This window comes from Mycobacterium sp. NGS41 (assembly GCF_059812725.1).
Window position 1 is genome coordinate 30122 of the sequence record NZ_JCALDF010000033.1, and the last position, 22642, is coordinate 52763.

Annotated in this window: 18 protein-coding genes; 4 read left to right on the forward strand and 14 right to left on the reverse strand. The window is 66.2% G+C overall.

Annotation, left to right across the window (positions count from 1 at the left end):
• The first annotated feature begins 58 nt into the window (after window positions 1-58).
• A complete protein-coding gene (locus tag AC5Y21_RS22035; protein ID WP_499915441.1) occupies window positions 59-469 on the forward strand; it encodes a group I truncated hemoglobin in 411 nt (136 codons plus the stop codon).
• Here the strand turns inward: AC5Y21_RS22035 and AC5Y21_RS22040 are convergent.
• The 7 genes from AC5Y21_RS22040 to AC5Y21_RS22070 all read right to left on the reverse strand — a co-directional run bounded on the left by AC5Y21_RS22040 (window position 466) and on the right by AC5Y21_RS22070 (window position 7494).
• The gene (locus AC5Y21_RS22040) at window positions 466-1356 is read right to left on the reverse strand and encodes a universal stress protein (RefSeq protein WP_499915443.1); all 891 of its coding nucleotides are present in this window, start codon (window positions 1354-1356) and stop codon (window positions 466-468) included. The genes AC5Y21_RS22035 and AC5Y21_RS22040 overlap by 4 nt on opposite strands.
• Before the next feature lie 73 nt (window positions 1357-1429).
• Complete coding sequence (locus AC5Y21_RS22045; protein ID WP_499915445.1) at window positions 1430-2254, reverse strand: DUF3097 domain-containing protein; 825 nt, start codon at window positions 2252-2254, stop codon at window positions 1430-1432.
• A gap of 56 nt (window positions 2255-2310) precedes the next feature.
• Entirely contained in the window at window positions 2311-3393 is a 1083-nt protein-coding gene (locus AC5Y21_RS22050) for an ABC transporter ATP-binding protein (RefSeq protein ID WP_499915447.1), read from the reverse strand.
• A 1-nt stretch (window position 3394) separates the two neighbouring features.
• Window positions 3395-4219, reverse strand: coding sequence for a carbohydrate ABC transporter permease (locus AC5Y21_RS22055; protein WP_499915486.1), 825 nt, complete (start codon window positions 4217-4219; stop codon window positions 3395-3397).
• A 13-nt stretch (window positions 4220-4232) separates the two neighbouring features.
• The gene (locus AC5Y21_RS22060) at window positions 4233-5174 is read right to left on the reverse strand and encodes a carbohydrate ABC transporter permease (RefSeq protein ID WP_499915449.1); all 942 of its coding nucleotides are present in this window, start codon (window positions 5172-5174) and stop codon (window positions 4233-4235) included.
• The gene (locus tag AC5Y21_RS22065; protein ID WP_499915451.1) at window positions 5171-6496 is read right to left on the reverse strand and encodes an ABC transporter substrate-binding protein; all 1326 of its coding nucleotides are present in this window, start codon (window positions 6494-6496) and stop codon (window positions 5171-5173) included. Before AC5Y21_RS22065 ends, AC5Y21_RS22060 begins: the two co-directional genes overlap by 4 nt.
• A gap of 95 nt (window positions 6497-6591) precedes the next feature.
• On the reverse strand, window positions 6592-7494 hold the full coding sequence (locus AC5Y21_RS22070) for a sigma-70 family RNA polymerase sigma factor (RefSeq protein WP_499915453.1): 903 nt from the start codon (window positions 7492-7494) through the stop codon (window positions 6592-6594).
• A gap of 77 nt (window positions 7495-7571) precedes the next feature.
• On the opposite strand from AC5Y21_RS22070, the gene AC5Y21_RS22075 reads away from it, so the two are divergent.
• Window positions 7572-7928, forward strand: a complete 357-nt coding sequence (locus AC5Y21_RS22075; RefSeq protein ID WP_499915455.1) for a DoxX family protein — start codon at window positions 7572-7574, stop codon at window positions 7926-7928.
• Between the two features lie 19 nt (window positions 7929-7947).
• Here AC5Y21_RS22075 and AC5Y21_RS22080 read toward each other — a convergent pair whose 3' ends face one another.
• Together AC5Y21_RS22080 and pncA are read right to left on the reverse strand one after the other, a co-directional pair.
• Window positions 7948-8748, reverse strand: a complete 801-nt coding sequence (locus AC5Y21_RS22080) for a nuclear transport factor 2 family protein (RefSeq protein ID WP_499915457.1) — start codon at window positions 8746-8748, stop codon at window positions 7948-7950.
• Window positions 8748-9308, reverse strand: coding sequence for a pyrazinamidase PncA (gene pncA, locus AC5Y21_RS22085; RefSeq protein ID WP_499915459.1), 561 nt, complete (start codon window positions 9306-9308; stop codon window positions 8748-8750). The genes AC5Y21_RS22080 and pncA overlap by 1 nt, the downstream gene beginning before the upstream one ends.
• Window positions 9309-9377: 69 nt before the next feature.
• Between pncA and AC5Y21_RS22090 the strand changes: the two genes are divergently transcribed.
• Complete coding sequence (locus AC5Y21_RS22090; RefSeq protein ID WP_499915463.1) at window positions 9378-10400, forward strand: DoxX family protein; 1023 nt, start codon at window positions 9378-9380, stop codon at window positions 10398-10400.
• Here the strand turns inward: AC5Y21_RS22090 and AC5Y21_RS22095 are convergent.
• From AC5Y21_RS22095 to AC5Y21_RS22105, 3 genes are read right to left on the reverse strand one after another with little or no spacing between them, the layout of a single operon-like run.
• Window positions 10397-10915 carry a gluconokinase gene (locus AC5Y21_RS22095; RefSeq protein ID WP_499915467.1) on the reverse strand — a complete coding sequence of 173 codons (519 nt, stop codon included), beginning with the start codon at window positions 10913-10915 and terminating at the stop codon, window positions 10397-10399. The two genes, AC5Y21_RS22090 and AC5Y21_RS22095, sit on opposite strands and share 4 nt — an antisense overlap.
• A complete protein-coding gene (locus AC5Y21_RS22100; RefSeq protein ID WP_499915469.1) occupies window positions 10894-12915 on the reverse strand; it encodes a DUF7064 domain-containing protein in 2022 nt (673 codons plus the stop codon). The genes AC5Y21_RS22095 and AC5Y21_RS22100 overlap by 22 nt, the downstream gene beginning before the upstream one ends.
• A gap of 5 nt (window positions 12916-12920) precedes the next feature.
• Window positions 12921-14426 carry a carboxylesterase/lipase family protein gene (locus AC5Y21_RS22105; RefSeq protein WP_499915471.1) on the reverse strand — a complete coding sequence of 502 codons (1506 nt, stop codon included), beginning with the start codon at window positions 14424-14426 and terminating at the stop codon, window positions 12921-12923.
• A gap of 78 nt (window positions 14427-14504) precedes the next feature.
• On the opposite strand from AC5Y21_RS22105, the gene AC5Y21_RS22110 reads away from it, so the two are divergent.
• A complete protein-coding gene (locus AC5Y21_RS22110; protein ID WP_499915473.1) occupies window positions 14505-15200 on the forward strand; it encodes a hypothetical protein in 696 nt (231 codons plus the stop codon).
• Here AC5Y21_RS22110 and AC5Y21_RS22115 read toward each other — a convergent pair.
• Window positions 15190-17805: a sugar epimerase family protein gene (locus AC5Y21_RS22115; RefSeq protein WP_499915475.1), complete on the reverse strand. Its 2616-nt coding sequence runs from the start codon at window positions 17803-17805 to the stop codon at window positions 15190-15192. The two genes, AC5Y21_RS22110 and AC5Y21_RS22115, sit on opposite strands and share 11 nt — an antisense overlap.
• 34 nt (window positions 17806-17839) lie before the next feature.
• A partial coding sequence (locus tag AC5Y21_RS22120; protein ID WP_499915477.1) for an SDR family NAD(P)-dependent oxidoreductase occupies window positions 17840-22642 on the reverse strand: 4803 nt, incomplete at its 5' end.

Genomic DNA, 22642 nt, shown 5'->3' on the forward strand with positions numbered 1-22642 from the left:
TTCGTATCGCGCGGTCTTACCATGAAGTCCATCAGTTTCACAGTTGTGGAGGCGAATCATGACCCAGTCGGGCACATCGCTCTATCAGCGAATGGGTGGGTATGACGTGATCGCTGCAGTCATCGATGATCTGTTCGCTATCTTGCACGACGAGCCAGGTTTCAGTCGCTTCTTCGGTGGCCGCAGCCAGGACTCGATCGTTCGCAGTCGGCAGCTTTTAGTCGACCAGATGTGTGCGCTAAGCGGTGGACCGTGCCATTACATCGGCCGCGACATGAAGACATCGCACACCGGACTCGCAATCACCGACGCCGAATGGGAAGCCAACACTAGAGCTTCCGATGCGGCCCTAGCCAAAAACGGCGTCCGCGACGCCGAACGCGCCGAGTTCCTCGCGCTGTTCGAGCGTTACCGAGATGACATCGTCGAAGCGGCAACCGATCTCACTGGCTTTATCGAAAGGGACTAACGGCCTTTCGCCGGCGCGATGATCACCGGAATTCTTGCCGCGTGGGCTACCGCAGAACTCACCGAACCAAGCAGCATGCCCGGGAATCCTCCCCGTCCGCGACTACCCAGCACCACCAGCTGCGCGTGCTCACACTCCTGAAGTAGGCACCGGGCCGGCGTGTCACAGACCAGCTCTCGTCGCACGTTCACATCTGGGTACTGCTCCTGCCAACCGGCCAGGCGTTCGGCCAAGACCTCTTCTCCATTATGCTCGCGGTCGCGCCAGTCCATGCCCAGGATCGGGAACACCCCGACATCGCTCCAGGCGTGCAAAGCCACCAGCGCTACCCCGCGGCGGGAGGCTTCGTCGAAGGCCAGCGCAGTCGCGGTCTCCGAGGCCGGCGATCCATCGATGCCCACGATGACCGGGGCATCGGTGTCGGGAGTCGCACCGTCGTCCGAACGAACAACGGCAACTGGACAATGCGCGTGTTGAAGCAGCGCCGTACTGACTGAGCCGAGCAGCAATCGGCCCAGCCCGCCCATCCCGACGCTGCCGACGACGACCATCGATGCTTGCTTGGAGGCTTCCACGAGCGTCGGTACGACGTCCGAGTAAGCCATCTCGGTGCGCACGTCTGGCGACTCGGACCTACCCAGGGTGGTGGTCAAGGCTTTGCCGACCTGCTCAATGACCCGCTCCGCGTCGTCTTTCTGCCATTCGGGCATTTCGTCATACAGTCGTCCCACCGGCCAGCCGACCACCACCGGAGCGACCACGTGAAACAGAGTGAGAGGCAGGTGGCGCATAACGGCCTCGCGCATTGCCCAGACTACCGCAGCGTCAGATTCGGCTGACCCGTCGACACCAACCAATATTCCGTAATTTCTTGTCGTATCGAGCATTTCACGCCCCTAACCCTGGACATCGTGCGCGGCCGTCTCCTTGGAATCTAGACCCCCCGCGAGCAGACGGTAGCTACTGCGTCACGAAGTCGATGAGTTCTTCCACCCGGCCAATCAACGCCGGCTCCAAGTCGTTCCAATCGCGCACTCGCGAACGGATGCGCCGCCAGGCCCGGGCGATGTCGGCCTGGCTGGCGTGCGGCATACCCAGCGCCTGACACGCGCCGTGCTTCCATTCCATCTGCCGCGGCACGCTGGGCCAGGCGCTCAGGCCGAGCCGCTGCGGCTTCACTGCCTGCCAAATGTCGACATAGGGGTGCCCGACGACGAGGGTGTCTGCGCCGCCGGGCCCCCGGCGCACCGCATCGGCGATCCGTGCCTCCTTCGACCCCGCGACAAGGTGGTCGACAAGAACGCCGAGCCGGCGCCCAGGACCGGGTCCGAACTCGGCCACGATGCCCACCAGGTCGTCGACGCCACCGAGCTGCTCCACGACGACTCCCTCGATTCGCAGGTCCTCTCCCCAGACCTGTGCGACGAGTTCTGCGTCATGACGGCCCTCGACGTAAATCCTGCTGGCGCGGGCCACCCGTGCACGCGCACCCGCCACCGCGACCGAGCCCGACGCCGTCCTGCCCTGGGAGGTAGGCGCCGCGCGGCGCGGGGCAGTCAAGATCACTGGACGACCGTCCAGCAGATACCCAGGGCCCAGGGGAAAACCACGAGTGTGCCCGCGCCGGTCTTCCAGGTAGATGCGGCCATATTCGACGCGGACCACCGCGCCGACGTAACCGGTCTCTACGTCCTCGACAACCATGCCAATCTCGGCGGGGAGTTCTGTCGAGCGCGGTTTGCGCCGCCCCGGCTCCAAGACGTCAGTTCCATAGCGATTCACCACCCGGCAATACTAGGAAGCGTTGCGGCAAAACGTCGTTACGGCGCGCCGCAAGCCGGCTACGTCTGCGCGCGCAGCATTCGGCGACCGTCCACGCCGAAGAAGTGCAGATGCCCGGGCTCAGGATGCAAGCGCACCCGACTGCCTTTCTCCGGCGGATTGTGTCCGGCGACGCGCGCGATGACAGGTTGGCCGATCACCTTGCCGGAACCCGTGATCCGGCCGTACAGGTAAGCGTCCGCCCCGAGTTCCTCGACCACGTCGACCTCCATTTCGACGCCCAGGCCGCCCAGCTCGAAGTGCTCGGGCCGGACCCCGACGACGACTTCGGCTGCCGTGCCGGCGATGTCGCGCGGCACCTGAATCGGCCAATCCCCCAGCGACACCGACGAATCGACAATCGGCAGGGTGAACAGGTTCATCGCCGGAGACCCGATGAATCCCGCGACGAACACATTGCTGGGGTTGCGGTAAAGCTCGCGAGGCGGCGCGCACTGCTGCAGCACGCCGTCGTTCAGCACCGCGACGCGGTCCCCCATGGTCATGGCCTCCACCTGGTCATGGGTCACGTAAACCGTGGTGGTGCCGAGTTGGCGTTGCAATGCCGCGATCTGGTTGCGGGTCTGGACCCTCAGCTTGGCGTCGAGATTGGACAGCGGTTCGTCCATCAGAAACACCTGCGGGCGCCGCACGATGGCGCGCCCCATCGCCACCCGCTGGCGCTGCCCACCCGAAAGGTCTTTGGGTTTGCGATCCAGATACGGTTGCAGGTCAAGCAATTTCGCTGCGGCCAGCACTCGGTCGCGGATGTCGGCCTTGGGGATCTTGGCGATCTTCAGCGCAAATCCCATGTTCTGCGCCACGGTCATGTGCGGGTACAGCGCGTAGTTCTGAAAGACCATTGCGACGTCGCGGTCCTTGGGATCGGCGTCGGTGACGTCGCGCTCCCCGATGCGGATGAAGCCGGAATCCAGCGTTTCCAATCCGGCCACCATCCGCAGTGATGTCGTCTTGCCGCAGCCCGAAGGGCCGACCAGAACAACGAACTCGCCGTCGCCGACAGCTAGGTCGAGACCATCCACAGCCGGTCGGTCCGTACCCGGGAACCGCCGAGTCACCTTCTCGAAACTCACCGAAGCCACGTCAGCCGCCCAGCCCGGTGACGGCGATACCGCGGATAAAGGAGCGCTGGGCGATCGCGTAGATGATGACCAGCGGCAGCAAGATCAGCATCGAGGTCGCCATCAACACCGGCCACCGCGCCACATATTCACCCCGCATGCGTACCAGACCGAGAGTCAGCGTGGCCAAGCTGTTGCGTTGAATCATCAGTAGCGGCCACAGAAAATCGTTCCACACGTTGACCCAGGTGAGTACGCCGAGCACCATCACCGCGGGCCTGGCATGGGGCAGCAGGATGCGCCAGTAGATCTGCCACGGGGAGCAACCGTCGAGTATCGCCGCTTCTTCGAGATCGGCAGGCAGGGCGGCGAAGAACTGCCGCATGAGGTAGGTGCCGAACGCACTGCCGAACAAGCCCGGCACGATCATCGCCCAGGGAGTGTCGACCCAGCCCACGGTTCGCATCAGAATGAATTGCGGGATGACAGTGACCGTCAGCGGCACCATCAACGTGGCCAGATACAAGACAAACAATGTGTCGCGGCCGCGAAAGTTCAGTCGCGCGAAGGCATATCCGGCCAACGAGCAGAAGAATACCTGTCCGGCCGTGACGCAACCGGCATACAGCACAGTGTTGAAGAACATCCGGCCGAACGGCATCAGCTCGAACACCTCGGAATAGTTGGACCACCGCGGATGAGCGGGCAACAATTTCGGCTCGCTGATTTCGCCTTCCTTCTTCAGCGAGCCCGACACGGCCCAGACGATCGGGAACAGCGCGCACCATGCGATGCCGAGCAGCGCGGTGTAGGCGAGAACGGCACGGAACACACCGCGCGTGAAGATGCGCTCAGAACGCTCAGCCGAGTCCACGAGAAGCCTCCCAAGAGCGTCGCCGAGCAAGCCGCAATTGCACCACGGTCAACGCCAGCAGGATCGCGAATATCACCCACGCCAGCGCGGAAGCGTAGCCGAACTCCAGGAACGAGAAAGCATGCTGGAACAGCATGATGCCCAAGACGTACGTGGCGGTTTCCGGTCCGCCGTTCGCACCGTTGAGGACATAGACCAGGTCGAACGCCTGAAACGCGTGGATAATCGAGATGACCACCACGAACGAGATCGCCCCGCGGATCAACGGCACAGTGATGGACACAAACTGCCGAATTTCACCTGCGCCATCGATTTTGGCTGCCTCATAGACCGTTTCCGGAACTCCCTGCATTGCGGCCAGCAGGATGACAGTAGCGAACGGCACCCCGCGCCACACACTGACCAGGCACAGCGACACCATCGCCCACCTGGGTTCGACGAGCCATGGGACGGGACCGATTCCGATCCAGCCGAGCATGATGTTGAGCAGTCCGTTGTCAGTGTTGAAGACAAACTGCCAGATGACCGCCATCACCACCGACGAAATGGCCAGAGGTAGAAAAACGATTGTCCGAAAGATACCTATGCCCTTGAGCTTTCGGTTCAGGACACCCGCAACGACGAGGCTGACCAGGACCGTAGGCACGACGGTTCCGACGGTGTAGATGACCGAATTGCGCAACGCGATGATGAACAGTGGATCCGACGTGAACAGCTCTTCGAAATTCTTCAATCCCACGAACTTCGGTGAAGTGAACACGTCCCACCGCTGCAAACTCATGTACAGGGAGAATCCCAGTGGGAACAACATGAACACGGTCACTGCGGCCAGGTTGGGCGCGACGAACACGCGACCGGCCCACGCGCGCCGGCGTGACGAGCGCTGTTTCGCGACGATCGGCGCGGCTGGGTTGTCGGTCGAGGTCATGGGTTGCGCAGCACTTCGTCGATGGCACGAGACAGCGAGGTCAGCGATGTCGCGGGCCGGGTTCCGCGCAGAACCGGGCCGAAGTTGCGGTCCATCAAGGCCACGATCTTTTCCCATGCCGGGGTGATCGGCAGGCCATCGGAGTAGGCCGGCCCTTCGGTGAGCACGGCGAGATTGCCGACCCTCTGGTGGGCCTTGGCGAATCCCTCCGAGTTGAGCGCGGACCGCAGCACCGGGACGAAGAGGCAGGACTCACCGATCAAGGCCTGCCCTACCGGACCTGCCGCGAATTTCACGAATTCCCATGCCTGTTCCTTGCGCGCGCTGCTCGCCGAGATGGCCAGTCCGGTCGAGCCGATATCCGAGCAGGCGCTCTGGTCCCTGCGGCTTGGACCTGTCGGCAACGAGGCGACGTCGAAATCCAGCCCGTCGGCGCGGATGAACGTCTGGTATCGCCAATGCCCGCCCAGTGCCATTGCGGCCTTGCCAACCGCAAACAGATCCGGTGTGGACATCGACTGTGTTTCCGACGCATTGGGCGCCACCCGGTGTTTGTTGGCCAGGTCGGCGTAGAACTGCACCGCGTCGATGAACGCGTCGTCACCGAAGTTGAGGTGGGTCGGGTTCATCCGCGGGCTGGACCACGGCACACCATTGTTCATGGCGAACAATCCCGCGGAGTAGAACGACACCCAGGTGTTGACGAAACCCCATTGGGTGGCCCGGCCCGACCCGTCCCGCTTGGTAAGCGCTTTCGCGGCATCGAGGAATTCACCGAAACTCCACGGCTTTTCCCACGTCGTGGGCGGAGGTCGCACGCCGGCCTCAGCGAAGAGCCGCTTGTTGTAAAACAGATAGTTCCCCGACCATTGCTCGGGAAGCGCGTATTGGCCGCTGTCGAAGGTGAATGTCTCGTACAGCGCCCCGATGCTGTCGGTCTTCAGTTGACCGGCGAACGCCTTATCCTGCGTCAGCAATGTGTTGAGGTCCAGCAATACCCCGCGTTCGGCAAGTGCGGCGTAGGTCAATTCCCACGCCATCAGCACATCGGGACACCTGCCGCCGGCGCAGAACGTGGACAGCTGCTGCATCACTCCGGGTCCGGACAACACCGGCCGGACCTTGATGTCCGGATGGCGGCGGTGGAATTCATCGACGATCCTCATCCGAGCCGCGGCCTCGTCAGGATTGGCCGCGAAGAAGAAGGTCAACGCGTCGTCGTCGTCGGGAGCGCAGCCCGCGGCCCAGGGCGCCACAGACGCCGCAGTGAGCGCACCGGCGCCGCGCAGCAGGCTCCTGCGTCCGAACCGCCTATCGAACATGGTGCTCCCGATCCTGGTCCGTCGCCGGTCAACCCGCCAGCGCCCCACGTCCTTGGTACCGGATGCGGCTGTGGCCTGCCTGGAGATCGTCGGAGCTAGACCTGGCTCGGCAGCGCCAGAACAGCCCGCTGCGCGTCGGCGGTGATGTCGATCGTCTGGATTCGGTCATCGTCGGCGAAGCCGATCCGCAGCAGCGTATGCGCGCGCCCTGCCGGCGCGAGGGCAATACCCGGGGCCCCGTCGATCAGCACCACCACGCCGTGTCGCGCTCGCTGGGTGAATAGCCGGGTCTCCTCGGCGACCTCTCTGGCACCGCGCAGCTCGGTCGGCACAATATCGGGATCCAGGTCGGGAACCACGGCGCGATCGACCCTGCGGACCACATCGGGGGCCAGCAGCTCCAGCAACGTGGCGATATCGCCGCCACGAGAGGCCGCAAGAAACGCCTTCACTATCTCGACGTGCTTTGCCGTCCGAGGCGTCTGAACAGCCGGGCCGGCGTGCACTCGGCCCCGGGCCCGACTGGCGAGCTTCTTCGCGGCCGCAGGCGACCGGTCCAACAGCTCAGCGATTGTCTCGAAGGGCAGCGCGAACACGTCGTGCAGCACGAAGGCCACGCGTTGCGCGGGTGAAAGCCGGTCGAGGACGACGAGTAAGGCACGGCCGATCGAGTCTGCGAGCAGCGCGTCCTCGTCCGCGGGCGCGGACACATTCCCGGTAAGCCGGTCCAGTTCGTCAGGCCCGGCCAGCGGCCACTCGCCCCGCCGTTTGCGCAGCCTGAGCTGGTCGATCGCCTCACGCGCGGTGATCGTGGTCAACCAGCCGGTGAGGTTGTCGACGCAGCCGAAATCCGCGCGGCTGGCCTTCAGCCACGCCGATTGCACCGCGTCGTCGGCGTCGGCTACCGAGCCGAGCAGCTGATACGCAACCGATCTCAGGTGTCGCCGGTCCGTGTCGAATCGCCGCGCCAGCTCGGTGAGGTCCGTCGATGCACTCATGGTCACCTTTCCTGCGCCGGAGTCGTCAAGGAGACGACCACACCTACCGACCGCACCTTGCAGAGGAGACCAGCACCATGACCATAGACACTGCCTTTGTCGCGATCACCGTGACGACCGCGATCATCACCGCGGGAGTTGCCATAGCCGATTTCATCCCCGCCGGGTTCGTGCTGGCAAATTCGGCGGAGGTCGGGGTGCCGCGTTCGTGGTTGCCGGCGCTGGGTGCGGCAAAACTCGCCGGCGCCGTCGGCTTGGTGGTCGGGCTCCTTGGCTTGCCGGCGTTGGGAATTGCCGCCGCGGCCGGCCTCGTCTTGTTCTTCGTCGGCGCAGTCGTGACCCACCTCAGGGCCGGCGTTCTCTACAACATCGCCTTCCCCGGCGCCTACTTGCTGTTGTCGACGGTGTCGCTGGCGTTGATGGTCGCGCATTGAGCGGTGCACACCACCGCGATCAGGCCGGAAAGTACTGGATCTGGTCGATTTCATTGCCCCGCCACGCGGTGTCGACAAACAAGATGCCGCGCCCGTGACTCGTGTTGACCGCAGCGGTAACCGTGGATCCGGCACCAATCACCTTGGTCCAGCGAGCTCCGTCCAGTTGCTCGGCGAGTTCGACCAGCTCCAGCGGGTCTCCGCCACCCAAAGTGATTGCGGCACTGGATGACAGCGTGCGCATCGCAGCCGCCTTGTCTCCACGCGCGACGGCGTCGAGAAACGTCTCCACCAGCTTCTTGTGCCGCACGCCCGCCCGGCGAAAGCCGGCCATGAAACCCGCCGTCCCACGCAGGCCCTGATTTCCCAACAAACCGCGAGACAGCTTCAGGGCGGGGTTCATCGCCCGCGATCCGGTTCGCACAAACTGCAGGATCATTGCCGGCAACTCCCAATAAGCCCGCAGCCGGGAAACCTTCCAGTCGCCGTTGACTTCTCGAAGGTCATAGCGCAAGAAGGCGGGAACGAACATGGTGACGCCCGGACCCATCACCACCTCGAGTTCGAGATCGCGCAGCACGGTCTGACCCGTGACGATGTCGAGATCGCGATGAAACTTGATTTCACGAGGACCGATGAACGTGTCGTAGAAACGATAAATCTGCTCATGGCCCACATGGGGCTGCGAACCGACCGGATCTTCGACGCGGGCATCAGTGGTGAAGACGTTCACCCATCCGTCGCGGTCGTGGACAGTAAATGCCTGCGGAGACCGCTCCACTGCGGCCAGCAGATCGTCGCGGTTCTTCGGTAGTGCCATCAGCTGCCCCCGATCAACGCGATGCTGGCAGTACGCATTTCCGCCAGAGCCTCTTCGGTGGTGTCAGGCGACACCCCCGCGGTCAGGTCCACCAGCACCCGGGTGGCCAAGCCGGCCCGCGCGGCGTCCTCAGCGGTGCGCCGGACGCAATGATCGGTCGCCAGGCCCACCACGTCGACCTCGTCGACGCCGCGCTGACGCAACCATTCCAGCAGCGGTGTCCCGTTGTCGTCGACGCCGTCGAAGCCGCTGTAGCCCGCGTCGTACCTGCCCTTGCGGAACACCGCCTCGATCGGGCTGGTGTCGAGGTCGGGATGAAAATCGGCACCCGGGCTTTCGGCGCGGCAGTGCGGTGGCCACGACGACGAGTAATCGGGCCGGTCAGAGAAATGGTCACCCGGGTCGATGTGGAAGTCCTTGGTAGCCACCACATGCTGATAATCCGGGTTGGCGGCCAGATAGTCGTTGATGGCGCCCGCCAGAGCGGCGCCGCCGGTGATCGCCAATGAGCCGCCTTCGCAGAAATCGTTCTGCACGTCGACGATGATCAGCGCCCGCACACGACAACCCTATGCCCGGGGTACGCCAGCCGATTGTTTGCCGGTCAGCCAGCGGGGTAACCCACGGCCATGTTGATCCGTAGAATCGCGCGACCCATGTTGTCGGCAGTGTTCATCGGCCAGGGCGTGGACTCCCTGCTCAACCCCAAGAGGGCGGCGCAAGCCGCAGCGCCCGCGGTAGACGGTCTGCAGTCCATGCCAGAAGCGGTAAGCAGCAACGTTCCGAACGACCCCGAGACGTTCGCAAAGATCAACGCTGCCGTTCAGATCGGCGGAGGTCTGCTGCTCGCCGCCGGCCGGATGCCCCGCGTCGCCTCGGCCGCTTTGGCGCTCACCGTGATACCCGCCAACCTCGGCGCACATATGTTTTGGACCGAATCCGACCCAGACCGCAAGGCCGAGCAGCGGCGTGCTTTCCTGGCCGACGTCAGCCTGCTGGGCGGGCTGATCATCGCGTCGGCTGATACCGAGGGCAAGCCGTCCCTGGGTTGGCGCGGTCGGCGGGCCGCCGAACGACTTTCCGAGCGGGTGTCCTCTGCCCTGCCCGGATCTGACGACGGACTGCTGGACTCCGAGCTCGGCGAGCGGATCGTGCACGGCCTGCAGGCCGGCGCCGAGCGTGGCCGTGAACTGGCCAGCACCGCTGCGGAGAGAAGCGCGCCGTATGCCGAGGCAGCGCTCGAACGCGGCCGCGAGCTCGCCAGCACAGCAGCCGAGAGAAGCGCACCGTACGCCGAAGCCGCGCTTGAGCGCGGCCGGGAGCTGGCCAGCACCGCCGCCGAACGAAGCGCGCCGCTGGCCAAGAAGGCACGCAAGCGCGGTGAAAAGCTGGCCCATACCGCCCGCGAACGAGGGCTGGAGTTGGCCGAGACGGCGCGGGAACGCGGGCTGGAGATCGCCGACACCGCGTCGGAGCGCGGCGGCGAGTGGGCCGACACGGCAGCGGCCCGGGGCAGCCTATTGGCCGACAGGGCGGTGGCGCGCGGGAGCCAGTGGGCGGACGAAGCGCGGGACCGAATCGACGAGGCGGCCAGCGATAGTCGCAAGCGCTCGCGCAAGCTCAGGCGCAAGGCCAAGCGCCGTTTGAGCTAACGCCTGGCCAGGAATTCGTCGACGATGGCCTCGACGGCGAGGCCGGCATCGATCGTGACTCCGGGCTCGTCGTCACCGAGCGGTTCCAAAGCGTCGAATTGCGACCGCAGCAGTGCGGCCGGCATGAAGTGATCTGACCGGCCTGCCAATCGGCGCTGGATCAGCTCCGGCGAACCGCTGAGATGCAAGAACTCGATGTCCGGGCGGTGCCCGCGCAGCTGGTCGCGGTAGTTGCGTCTGAGCGCCGAACAACTCACCACGCCACCGTCCCGGTGGTCGGCCAGCCACTCCCCGACCCGCTCCAGCCACGGATAGCGGTCGTCGTCGTTGAGTGGTTGGCCGGCGGTCATTTTGGCGATGTTGGCCGGCGGGTGCAGGCTGTCGGCGTCCACGAAGGGCACCCGAAGCCGTTGCGCGAGTGCGGCACCCGCCGTGGACTTGCCCGAGCCGGAGACACCCATCACCACCACGGACGGCTCTGGTGGACATGTGCTCACGCCTGGTTGCGGTTCCATTCCATCCAGCCGACTCCGGTGCGACCGTCCGCGGTGCTGACGCTGACCCAGGCGCGCGGGAAGTGGCTGACCCGTCCGTCGACGGCCGTCAGCCGCACCGGCGCGTGTGCGACGACGTCGATATTCGCCGTTATCCCGCCCGGGTCGAGGGTCAGCGTCGTGTTCTGTGGTAATCCGTTGGGGCCGAACGCTTCTCGAATGCTCACCGTGTGTAGTTCGGTGAGGCGCCCGTCGGGGCCCTGGATGTAGCCGATGCCCATCGCAGGGGCCTGTGGGATCTTCACCTGCAACCCGTGTAGATGGGTGCCATCGTCCAGATGCAGCGCACTCCACATCCAGTCCATGCTCCACCAGTCGCGTACTCCCCAGGAGTGGTCGCGCTGGCCGGGAACCGACTCGACGCGGTAGGCCTTGCCGTCGACGGTGACGGTGCCCGAGACGGTGCACGGGATCTCGTACCGCGTGGTCACCCGGTATTTGTACGGGACGCCGCCGGTGGCCCATACCAAGTTCATCGCCACCTCGACCGGACTGCCGGGTTCACCCCGCAGCAGGGCCGCCGGGTCGGGGTACGCCTCTGCCCGCCCGCGCAGCTCGACCCGGTAGGTCTGCAGCGGCGGAGCGGCCGAGTGGACGGCCTCCAAGGCGTCGCTGCGCATCACCCAGGGGTCTGCGGGCAGCACGGCTTCGACGTCGACGAGTGCGATGGTGGGCAGGTCGGGTCCGCACAGCAGCGCGTGAACCCATGCGGTCCGCTGGTTGGCTACCAGCCCGATCCGGAACCAGCCGGCCAATCCTTGTGCCGCATCGACGAAGTCCGCATACCAGCTCTCGCTCCACAGCGGTTCGTCGGTCGCGGTGTGTGCGAGTTCGTCGTCTGCCGATGGCCGCAGCGGCTCAGGTGCAGTCGCGACGGGTAGCGTCGCCAACGCGTCGGTATCCAGCACATGGTCGCAGTGCCGTCGCAGCATCGTCATGAACATCTTGTCGCCCCGGTCGGTGCGTTCCACCAGCATTGACGAGACGATCGCCATCATCACACCGAAAAAGCTCTGCCGCCGTACTCCCTCGGCGACGCCGGCAAGTGTGATCGGGGCGGCCGAACCCAGCGCTTGGTGGTAGGCCCGCAGCAACGTGTCGTACTGTGCGCGACGGTCCGGCGTCGGCAGCGCGCAGCCGAGGAAGTACGCCAGGTCGGTCAGCGCCGGACCCCAGGAAACGGTCTGCCAATCGACGACGGTCAGCGCCCGGTCGGCCCCGGCCGTGCCGAACAACATGTTGTCCAGCCGGTAGTCGCCGTGCACCAGGCCCTGAATGCCGCTCTCGGAAACACGGTCCGCCTCCTGGGCGAGGTAGCCGTCGAAGGCGGCCACTAGCGCGTCGCACACCACGCGGTGGGGCGGGGCGATCTGGTCGCCGTAGCGGTCGACGAACCCGGCATAGAGCGCGGTGATCGTCGCCTGGTTCAGTGGGGCCTCGCGGTTGAGCCACGGCGCTTCGGCCAGCGCCGCGTCACCCAGCAGTGGTCCGTGCAAGCGGCCCAATTCGGCGACTGCGATCGCAGCCTGTTCGGTTGTGGCACCGGCGATTTCGTCGCCCACGACCGCCGGTCCGGCGTCGCCGAGTAACAAGTCGAATGCTCCCGTCGAAGCGTTGATCGTGGCGTGGTAGCAGGGTGCGATCGGCCCGCCGAGTCGTGGCGCAATGTCGCGGTAGAAGCGGACTTCGCGCTCGTAAAGGCCCAGCGCCAAGCCGGTCTGCCGGCTCACCGGGTCGCTGGCCGCGACTTTCAGCACCACCGACTCGGGCCTGCCGGGCTCGGCTGCCGGGTCCGCATAGGTCAGCAGGACGCGGTAGCACTCGCTCATCTGGCCGGTGCCGATGCGCTCCACGGCGAAATCGGCGACGGTTCCCGCGCCGATCGTGGCGGTCAGCCATAGTGCGGTGAGATCGCTGGGCCGTTCGATGACGTGAGTGTCGTGCTCGGGGTTAGGGGCCATGAGGGTCAGCGTGCCAGTGAGAAGCCGTCCCAGGCCATCCGGCGGTGCTGATGCGGGTCGAACTCGATGCGGCACTTGCGGTCGAAAACCATCACGGCACGGTCGGCGCGGGTGTAGGCCGGCCAGTCGTCACCCGGAACCCCGGCGCGGCTGAACGACCGCCAGCGCCGTTGTATCTGATTGCTGACCCGCAGCGCGTGGCGTCGATCGGCGGCGGCGGTGAGCAACGCGCCAAACCTGGTGCGGTAGATGTCGAAGACGGCCAACAGTTCGGTGGCATGAGTGGCTCCAAACCCTGACCAGCGCAACGTCCGCGGGGAGTAGTCATATCGGTACATATAGGTGGGCGCATGGTCGCTGTGCGCTTCGGCGATCTGCCACGCGGCCGAACTGAAGGCGAAGTCGCCGCCGAGCTGGATGCATGCCGACGATGCGGGATAATCCGGGTAGGCAGCGGTAATGCGTTGGCGGGCATCGGGTTCGGCGTCGGCGAGCAGCTGCTCGACCATCGATTCGTTGGTCGGCAGCATCGGCAGAAAGCGGGTGAACAATCGGCCCTCTTCGGCGTTGGTTCCGACGATGAGTGGAACCGGGTGTGCCCTGCCGGACTGCATCGCCTCGACGGGGTCCATCGGCAGCATGTCGTCGCCGAAGACGGGACCAATCGGGAAGGCACCCAACCTGTTTTGCATGCCCTGGTCGATCAGCCGGTGTTGCGCTTCCACCAGTTGCGCCGCGGACGCCCGCATCAGCGCATCGGCGGCATCCTCCTTGCGTGCGCCGAGCAGTCCGGCGAACCGGTTCGCGAACTCGACCGCAACTTCTCTGGACCGCACCAGTCCCGACGCCGGGCTTTCCGAGATCGCCCGGGCGAACAGCCCTTTGGCGGCGGGCACCGCCAATAACGTGGCGGTGATACACGCCCCCGCGCTCTCGCCGAAGATGGTGACGCTGTCGGGATCACCGCCGAATTCCGCGATGTTGTCCCGAATCCACTGCAACGCCATCACCAGATCGCGCAGGTACAAGTTGCTGTCGATGGTGATGCCCGGGGCAGACAACGACGACAGGTCCAAACATCCCAGCGCGCCGAGCCGGTAGTTCACCGACACGTACACACAGCCGCGGCGCGCCAGCGCGGCACCGTCGTAGATCGGGGTTGCGGAGCTGCCCAGGAAGTATCCACCGCCGTGGATGAAGACCATGACCGGCAATGGCTCGTCGGCGGGGGCTTCGGGCGTGACGACGTTGAGAGTCAGGCAGTCCTCGCTCATGGGCTGGTACCTGCCAACTCCGAGCATCGTGTAGCGGCGTTGCTGGGGCGCGCAGTTGCCGAAGCCGTGGCAGTGGCGAACACCCGACCAGGGCTGCGCCGGTTGCGGTGCCACGAGTCGCAGGGGCCCGATCGGCGGCCGGGCGTACGGGATCGATCGCCACCGGTTCACGCCGTCGCGGGTGAAGCCTTCGACGATGCCGGCGGCCGTGCGTGCGCGGACTGTGCGCTCGTGCATAACCCGACCGTAGCGGACACTACGTATGTAGGGCGCGCGCAGCGCCGCAAATCGGCTTGCGGCGGTTAGCCTGACGGAATGCGGATCGCCGCGCTGGTCGCAGTGTCGTTGCTGGTTGCCGGATGCTCGCACACGGCTGGGGACCGTGCCGGGCACACGCAGACCAGCGCCCCGACCTCACCAACCACCGCCGCTGCCTCCCCGAGCAAACCGGCGGCGGCATCGCCCGCGCCAGCCGCCGGGGCGCAGATCTCCGGCGTCATTGCCTGGATCGAGGCTGGTCATCCCGCCGATCCGGACCACTACCACAGCGCGAGCCGTGCTGGCATTCCCACCCAACTCGGCGCCGACATCGCGTTCGTTCAACCGTCCGGGCAATCCGACACAGGCCGGCCGGTGACCTGCATGACGGACTCCAAACACTCCGGCGGCGCGCTGGCTTGCCTGATCAGCCTCAACAATCCCCCGCCTCGCCCCGAGACGGCCTACGGCGAATGGAAGCCTGGCTGGGTGGACTTCGACGGTACCAACCTGCAGGTCGGATCTGCTCGCGCCGATCCGGGCCCGTTCCTTTATGGCGACGGAAACGAGTTGGCCGACGGCGACTCGTTGGCGTTCGGTGACTACCGTTGCCGCGCCGACCGGGCTGGGGTGTTTTGCGTGAACTACGCCCACCAGTCGGCCGCGCGGTTCAGCAGCGCCGGCATCGAGCCGTTCGGGTGTCTACGATCGGTGCCGCCGCCTGACGGCGTCGGGATCGCGTTCAGCTGCTGAGCCGGGAGTTGTCGTCTTCGAGCACATGGATCTCGCCTGTGCTGCCGTCGACCTCGATGAGCGCTCCCGGCGGCAGGTGTCGAGTCGCCCCCTGAACATCGACCACGCACGGGAATCCGAACTCGCGCGCCACCACGGCGGCGTGCGACATGGGACCGCCGAGCTCAGTCACCACCGCCGCGGCGTAGCAGAAGGCGGCGGTGTACCCGACATCGGTGACCTCCGCGACAAGGATCTCGCCCGGCAGTAGGTCGTCGATGGTCTCGGGCCGCACGATCCGCACCCGGCCGCGGACCCGGCCGCCGCATACGCCGACGCCGCGCAGGGTGTCTCCGGCGACCAGCGCCGGGGACGACGAGGTCGACGGCTGCCAGCTGCCGCTGAATACCGTGGGTGGAACGACGGCGGTCAGCCTGCGTTGTTCGGCACGCCGGCGGGCCACCAGCTCCGAGACGTCTGCCGGGAGCCGCCCGAATTCGTCGAGCTCGTCGACCAACAGGTAGAACACGTCGTCGGGGTTGTCGAAGATACCGGCTTCGACCGAGCGGCGTCCATATTCACGCAGCAGTCCGCGCAGCACCCAGATGGCTCGCACCATTTTGTCGCGACGGGCCTCGCGGTCCCGCAGCTGCCGTGCGGCCAGCATCGCAACGGGTTTGGCGCGCAATGGAATCACCGGATGCCGCGGTTCAGGTGCCGGCGGTGCGCTCAATGCCTTGGTCACCATGCGGAGCAGCAGTTCGGGGTCGTCGGCGTAACTGGTCGACAGCATCTCGACTTCCGCCGGGCCGCGGTGCCCGATCAGCGCCAGCTCTGTGGTTACCGCGGCGTGAAACTCCGGCGCCTCGACCGCCAGTTTGCCAAGACGCTCCCCCGGCTCGCCAAGCAGCCGAAGCACATTCGGATCGCGTTGTGCGGCAGCCACCAACCGCTGCACCGCCTCCACCGATCGCGCGCTGACCAAGTCCGGACCGGCCGGCGTCGCGGTGTCTCGACCGCACAAACCACGCAACAACACATTGAATGCGGCGCACAGCATGAACGACGCGGACGCCAGCACCCAACCGTGCACGACGTGGTCGCGCGCCAGCAGGATCAGGCTGAGTAGCCGGCGATCGTCGAGCTGAGTGATGTCACCGCCGGCAAGTTGCTCCAGACGATCGACGTCAGCGATGAAATCCTCGGTGTCACGGGGAGATCCGGCGCTCAGGCCCAGCAGGTTGACGCCGAACACCCCGATGTTGCGGACGGTGCGCAGTTGCCTGCGTGCACGACCGGATTCGGACACCGGACGCTGCTCGCCGAAGATCGGCAGGGTCGCCATGCTGGGGCCGAAAAACCCGCTATTGCTCACAATCGTCGCGGGTCTGGCGAATGGCACTGTTTCGGCCATGAAATGCGCCGATGTGATCGCGCCATAAAGCCGGTGTGCGAACACCGCTACGGTTCGCGTCGCGATCTCCTGCTGCACCACGCCGCCTGGACGTAGCCGCTCGGCGATGGCCACGCCGCCGGCGCGCAGGCCGCGTACCGTTGCCGAGGCCGACGACGGCGAGAACGGACCCGGCAGCGCCTCCGACAAATTCGTCGCCAGATAGGTGGGAAAGCGCGGGTCGATCGGCGTGTCGAATTCGCCGTTATCCCCCTCTGGCCCAGCAACTCTCGGAACCACACCGTCATCGGCCGGTGCGTCGACGGCGGGCAGCTCCGAAATATTGGCCATCCGCCACGGCAGCGACACCACTCGTCGGCCGACCGCCAGGCGGCCGCGCACCGTCAGCGCGAAGTCTTGGACAGATTCGTTGGCATTCCAGGCGGTTCGGAACCCCCACTCGTCGCGCAGCCGCGTGGTGTCCATCACCGGGGCGCTTTGCAGCAGTTCCAGTTCCGGCAATGAGGTGATCCATCGCCGTAGTACCGGCGGCAGGGCGGCGAACGACACGACGGGACGGCCGAGTGCGTGGGCGATCTCACGAAACGTCGGTTCGCCCGGGGCGGCGAGATTGACCTGGCCGCTGTCGATTCCGGTCTCCAGGATCGCGCGAGTCAGCAGCCGAAGCGCGTCGTCGAGGTGGACCACCTGCACAGCGCCGTCGGCGGAGCCGGCGATGTCGGGAAGAACCGGCAACGCCAGCAGTGTGCGGACCCAGTTGTCGATGCTTCGGCCCACGACGAGCGCGGAACGGATCGCGACCCAGTGTGCTCCGGATGCGGCCAGCATCTCCTCGGCCCGGGCCTTGTATCGCCCTTCGGCAGACACTGGTGTCAGCGCGTGTGCCGATGACGTGAAAACGATACGCCCGGTACCGGTCTCGGCCATGGCGTCGAGGACGTTGCGGGTGCCCCCGACATTGACCTCTTCGCTGAAGCGGTCGTCCAGCCCCGAGTCGTTCGCCCAGGCGAGGTGCGCCACGACGTCCGCTTCGGCGACGGCGCGCCTGACCGCGGCCGCGTCGCGGATGTCCGCGGCGACGAACTCGGCCGTCACCGGCCAGCTTCGCGGCCGGTGACGGGCAATCCCGGCTACCTCGTGGCCCTGGCTGAGCAGCCGCGCGACGAGGCCGCGGCCGAGCACCCCGCTGGCCCCGGTGACCGCGATTCTCACCGACTAACCCCGGGTGTCTGCTGTCTATCCATGCCTACTCGTCGTCGTTCATGAACGCCGCATTGACCAGATCATCGAGGTCCATGTCCGCGATGTCCTTCGCGACGTCCTGTTCGCCGGCCTGGCTGTCACCGTCGGCTTCGTTTGCCAGTGCGAGCAACAGCTCCAATACGCCGGCCTGTCGGAGACGCTTGACCGGAATGGATCCGACCACTCGCTGGATTTCGGCCTCCCCGGGCAAGGCGGCCGGGGCTTGTTGCGCCGAGCTGCCGACCAGTTCTTGGTGCATGTAACCGGCCAGCGCGGCGGAGTTGGGATAGTCGAAGATGAGCGTGGGTGAAAGCGCAAGCCCGGTAGCGGCTTTGAGCCGGTTGCGCATTTCCACTGCAGTCAGCGAATCAAAGCCCAGTTCCTGGAACGCCCGGTCGGGATGGATGGCCTCGGGGGTGGTGTTGCCCAGCACGGTGGCGATGTGCGAACGCACCAGGTCCAGCAGAACCGTGTGCTGCTCGTCTTCGGGCAACCCTTCCAGGCGTTGCAGCAGAGCCGATTTCGACTTGGCGGCGGCCAGCGAGTCGTCGACCTGTCGGCGGGCAGGCGCGTTGATCAAGTCGACGAACATCGGCGGCAACGTGCCCCCGTCGAATTTGGCGCGCAACGCGACCAGATCGATGCGGGCCGGCAGCATGAACGGCTCAGCCACAATCAGTGCGGTGTCCAGCAATTGGAGGGCCTCCTCGGAGGACATCGCCACGATGCCGTCGCGGGCCAGCCTGTTGAAGTCGACGGTTTCCAACCCGCCGGTCATCGCGCTGGCCTGATCCCACAGACCCCACCCGAGGGACACCGCCGGCAGGCCGCGAGCTTGCCGATGCGCGGCCAGCCCGTCCAGGAACGCGTTGGCGGCCGCGTAGTTGGCCTGGCCGGCCGCGCCTGCCAGTCCGGCGATCGACGAGAACAACACGAAGGCCGAGACATCCAGGTCGCGGGTCAGCTCGTGCAGGTTCCATGCGGCGTCCACCTTGGCCCGCAAGGCCACATCCATCCGTTCCGGGGTCAGTGAGGTCACCACCGTGTCGTCGAGCGCTCCGGCCGCGTGGATGACGGCCGACAGCGGATGCTGTACGGGGATGTCTGCGATCACCTTGGCCAGCGCTTCCCGGTCGGCGGCGTCGCAGGCCACCACCTGCACCTGTGCACCGGCGGCAGCGAGCTCGCCCGTCAGTTCCTGCGCCCCCGGCGCATCCGGGCCACGCCGGCTCACCAGCACCAGATTTCGCACCCCATGACGAGTTACCACATGACGGGCCAACGCCGATCCCGCCATACCGGTGCCACCGGTGATCAATACCGTGCCGGTGCCCAGTGCACCGCCGGGCGCTGCAGGCACCGTCATCACGACCTTGCCCACATGCCGCGCCTGGCTGAGATACCGCAATGCCGCGGGTGCCCGGCGGATGTCGAAGGTGGTCACCGGCAAGGGCCGCAGAATTCCGGCGTCGAACATGTCGGTCAGTTGGGTGAGCGTCCGCTGGATGTGGTCCGGGCCCGCCTCGAACAGGTCGAAGGCGCGGTAGCGCACGCCTTGGTGATGTTCGGCGACCTCATTGGGGTCGCGGATGTCGGTCTTGCCCATCTCCAGGAAGATGCCGCCGGGTGCGACCAGCCGTAGTGACGCGTCGACGAATTCGCCGGCCAGCGAGTCCAGCACCACGTCCACTCCGGCCTTGCCGGTCCTGCTCGTGACCGAGCGAAACTTCTCCTCGAACTCCAGGCTGCGCGAATCGGAGATGTGGTCGTCGTCAAAACCCATGGCCCGCAAGGTGTCCCATTTGCCCCGGCTGGCGGTGGCGAACACCTCGAGTCCCCAATGACGGGCCAGCTGCACGGCAGCCATGCCCACTCCACCCGTCGCGGCGTGCACCAAAATCCGTTGACCGGGTCGCACGTCGGCCAGGGTGGACAGCGCGTAGTGGGCCGTTGCGAAGCCGACGGGTGCGGTGGCGGCATCGGCGTCGGACCAGTCCGCCGGCACCTTGATCAGTAGCCGCTCGTCGGTGACCGCGATGGTGGCGGTGCCCTCCGGAAACAGTCCGGCGACCCGGTCGCCGACCGCGAAACGTCCTCCGCTGGACACGGTTTCAGTGACTTCTAGGATGACACCGGATGCCTCAACACCCATCGCCGCGTCCGGATCCGGGTAGAGGCCCAGTGCGATCATGACGTCGCGGAAGTTGGCTGCCATGGCGCGGGTCGCGATGCGCACATGCCCCGGCGCCAACGGAGCGTCGGCGTCGGGTGCAGGCTCGAGCCGCAGATTCTCAAACGTGCCCGCGCTGGACATGCCGAGTCGCCAAGCGGTGTTCTCGGCGTCGCCGGGAAGCGACAACACACCGTCCACCGCGCGACTGCCGTGCACGCGGGCGATGTGAAGCTGTCCGGCGCGCATCACCAGCTGCGGCTCGCCCACTGCCAAGGCAGCGGCTATCGCCGTATCGTCAAGCGGCTCATCGTAATCCACCAAAAGTATGCGGCCGGGGTGCTCGGTCTGGGCGGAGCGTACCAAGCCCCATACCGCGGCGCCCGCCAAATCGGCGAGGTCCTCCCCCGGCAGTGCTACCGCGCCGCGGGTGAGCACCACCAACGTGCCCGAATGTGGTTCCGACAGCCAGGATTGCACGGCGGTCAGCGCTTTATGAGCCGCGGCGTACACGCCGGCGATCGGGTCGCCGGTGGCCGGTTCGGACTCGAAGACCTGGTATGACGGGGCGGCGTCGGCAGGCCGGTCTGAACTGACTGGCGCCGGCAACCAGACCACCTCGAAAAGCCGATCCCCACCCGAACCCGACAACGCCGCTTTCAGCTGCTGATCGGTCACCGGGCGGGCCACCATGGAAGCCACCGACAGAACCGGCAACCCCAACCCGTCGGCCAGCTCGATCGACACCGCGGACGGGGTTGTCCGCATGATCCGCGCCCGCACCGCCGATGCGCCCGCGGCATGCAACGACACGCCCTGCCAGGAGAACGGCACCAACACCGATCCATCTGCAGCGCCTGCTGCGTCTTCACCGGCAAGGATTACCGCGTGCAACGCCGCATCCAGCAGCACCGGGTGGACGCCGAACCCGGCGACCGACACCCCGGCATCGGCGGGAAGCGCCACCTCGGCGAACACTTCGTCGCCGCGTCGCCACATCGCGGTCAGACCGCGGAACGCCGGGCCATACCCGTAGCCGCGTTCGGCCAACCGTTCATACCCGTCGCCGACATCCACCGCGACCGCACCCGCCGGCGGCCACACCGACAGATCCGACGCGGGTGCAACCGATCCCGCGCTCAGGGCACCTTCGGCATGTAGCAGCCACCCGGAACCCGTCTCGGCACGCGAAAACACCGACACCGCTCGAGCACCCGTCTCGTCCGAGTCGCCGACCACGACCTGAATCGCGACAGATCCCGCGGCGGGCAGTACCAGCGGCGCAGCCAAATTCAGCTCGTCGACAATGCCGCAACCCACTTCGTCGCCGGCGCGGATCACCAGTTCCACGAAGCCCGCGCCGGGGAACAGCACAACCCCACCGACCGCATGGTCGGCCAGCCACCCTTGAGCAGTGGTCGCCAACCGCCCTGTCAGCACCACTCCGCCAGAGGCCGGCAGCTCCACCACCGCTCCCAGCAGCTCATGCTCGCCGGCCTGAAGACCCAAGCCGGCGGCGCCGGCGGAGTTGGCCTTCGAGCCGTCGGCGGACAGCCAGAACCGCCGCCGCTCAAAGGCATACGTCGGCAATTCCACGAAGTTGGCCGCGCCGAGGGTACCGCGCCAATCCACGTCCATGCCGGCGACGAACCCCTGCGCGACGGCGTTGATCAAGGTTGCCGGTTCCGGGCGGTCCTTGCGCAGCGCGGACATTGTGACTACAGGGGCCGTCGAATCGGAATCAGCAAGCGATTCTTCGATCGAGCCCGTCAGGCCGCTGCCGGGTCCGACTTCGAGGAAGCGGTTTCCGCCGGCCGAGTGCACGAAGCGGACGCTGTCGGCGAACCGGACCGCTTCGCGCACGTGCCGCTTCCAATACGCCGCAGACGCGAAGTCGTCTCCAGCCACCTGCCCGGTCACGTTGGACACGATCGGAATCGTGGGTCGACCGACAGCGAAGCTGGCTGCCACCGTTCCGAATTCGTCGATCATCGGTTCCATCAACGGCGAATGGAATGCGTGCGAGACAGCCAAGCGGTGGACTCTGCGGCCATCCGCGCGGAGCTTCGTCGCGACGGCGACCACCGCGTCGTCGGTACCCGAAATCACCAGCGACGCCGGGCCGTTGACGGCCGCAATGCCGACTTCGCCGCTCAGCAGTGGCCGTACTTCTGCTTCGGTGGCCTGCACGGCGATCATCGCTCCGCCCGCGGGCAGGGCCTGCATGAATCGGCCGCGAGCGACCACCAGTACGGCTGCATTCTCCAGCGACAGGACGCCGGCGACGTGTGCCGCCGACAGTTCACCGATCGAATGACCCATCACGAAATCGGGCCGCACGCCCCACGATTCAAGTAGCCGGAACAATGCGACTTCCACCGCGAACAGTGCCGGCTGGGCGAATTCGGTGGTATTCAGCAGGTTCTCGTCGTTGCCCCACATCACGTCGCGCAGTGGGCGTAGCAGGTGCCGGTCCAGTTCGCCGACGACGGTGTCGAATGCTTCGGCGAATACCGGGTATGCGGCGTGCAATCCCGTTCCCATGCCGAGTAACTGGGCGCCCTGGCCGGGGAAGACGAACACTGTTTTGCCCGCGGATGTCGCGGTGCCCCGAATGACGGACAGGACTTCGCCGCC

What these genes read in the sequence shown, in the direction of transcription:
- AC5Y21_RS22035 (WP_499915441.1), top strand. Translation starts at nt 59, where the DNA reads ATGACCCAGTCGGGCACATCGCTCTATCAGCGAATGGGTGGGTATGAC.
- AC5Y21_RS22040 (WP_499915443.1), bottom strand. Translation starts at nt 1,356, where the DNA reads ATGCTCGATACGACAAGAAATTACGGAATATTGGTTGGTGTCGACGGG.
- AC5Y21_RS22060 (WP_499915449.1), bottom strand. Translation starts at nt 5,174, where the DNA reads ATGACCTCGACCGACAACCCAGCCGCGCCGATCGTCGCGAAACAGCGC.
- AC5Y21_RS22065 (WP_499915451.1), bottom strand. Translation starts at nt 6,496, where the DNA reads ATGTTCGATAGGCGGTTCGGACGCAGGAGCCTGCTGCGCGGCGCCGGT.
- AC5Y21_RS22070 (WP_499915453.1), bottom strand. Translation starts at nt 7,494, where the DNA reads ATGAGTGCATCGACGGACCTCACCGAGCTGGCGCGGCGATTCGACACG.
- AC5Y21_RS22075 (WP_499915455.1), top strand. Translation starts at nt 7,572, where the DNA reads ATGACCATAGACACTGCCTTTGTCGCGATCACCGTGACGACCGCGATC.
- AC5Y21_RS22080 (WP_499915457.1), bottom strand. Translation starts at nt 8,748, where the DNA reads ATGGCACTACCGAAGAACCGCGACGATCTGCTGGCCGCAGTGGAGCGG.
- AC5Y21_RS22090 (WP_499915463.1), top strand. Translation starts at nt 9,378, where the DNA reads ATGTTGATCCGTAGAATCGCGCGACCCATGTTGTCGGCAGTGTTCATC.
- AC5Y21_RS22095 (WP_499915467.1), bottom strand. Translation starts at nt 10,915, where the DNA reads ATGGAACCGCAACCAGGCGTGAGCACATGTCCACCAGAGCCGTCCGTG.
- AC5Y21_RS22100 (WP_499915469.1), bottom strand. Translation starts at nt 12,915, where the DNA reads ATGGCCCCTAACCCCGAGCACGACACTCACGTCATCGAACGGCCCAGC.
- AC5Y21_RS22105 (WP_499915471.1), bottom strand. Translation starts at nt 14,426, where the DNA reads ATGCACGAGCGCACAGTCCGCGCACGCACGGCCGCCGGCATCGTCGAA.
- AC5Y21_RS22110 (WP_499915473.1), top strand. Translation starts at nt 14,505, where the DNA reads ATGCGGATCGCCGCGCTGGTCGCAGTGTCGTTGCTGGTTGCCGGATGC.